At 59.1% G+C, this 445-nt stretch carries 1 protein-coding gene; it reads left to right on the top strand.

The annotated features are described in order from the left end of the window. The coding region (locus LNA76_RS17935; protein WP_442778992.1) for a hypothetical protein at positions 1-445 on the top strand (445 nt) is incomplete at both ends.

The following is a 445-nucleotide window of genomic DNA, read 5'->3' as shown; positions in this document are numbered from 1 at the left end:
CGGTACGGATCTGCCTAGCGGTATTACCGACAGCGGTAACGCCACGATTGTGGATACCGAATCGACCGATCCAACCAACCCGAACCCCGGTGCGGACGTACCGGTTCTGACGGTGGATGACGCCGGTAACGTGAACGAAGGTGAGAACGCCACGTTCAACGTGAGCCTGGACAAGGCGGTTGATGCCGACACGACCCTGACCTTCACCTTGGGTGGTGAGATCGAGGCCGACGACATTGGTGAGCCTACTGTCACCATCAACGGTCAAGATGTGACCGTGACCAAGAATGCCGATGGCAGCTACAGCGTGACGGTGCCCGCTGGCACGACCGATGGCATTGTGGTGACGGTGCCCACGACCGACGACAATGTGTTCGAAGGTAATGAGGACTTCACGCTGGAAGCCACACTGACGGGTCAAACCGCCAGTGGCACGGATCTGCCT

This window comes from Alcaligenes sp. MMA, assembly GCF_020907215.1.
Classification (GTDB): Bacteria; Pseudomonadota; Gammaproteobacteria; order Burkholderiales; family Burkholderiaceae_B; genus Alcaligenes; species Alcaligenes aquatilis.
This window is presented reverse-complemented; position numbering and strand designations above follow the sequence as displayed.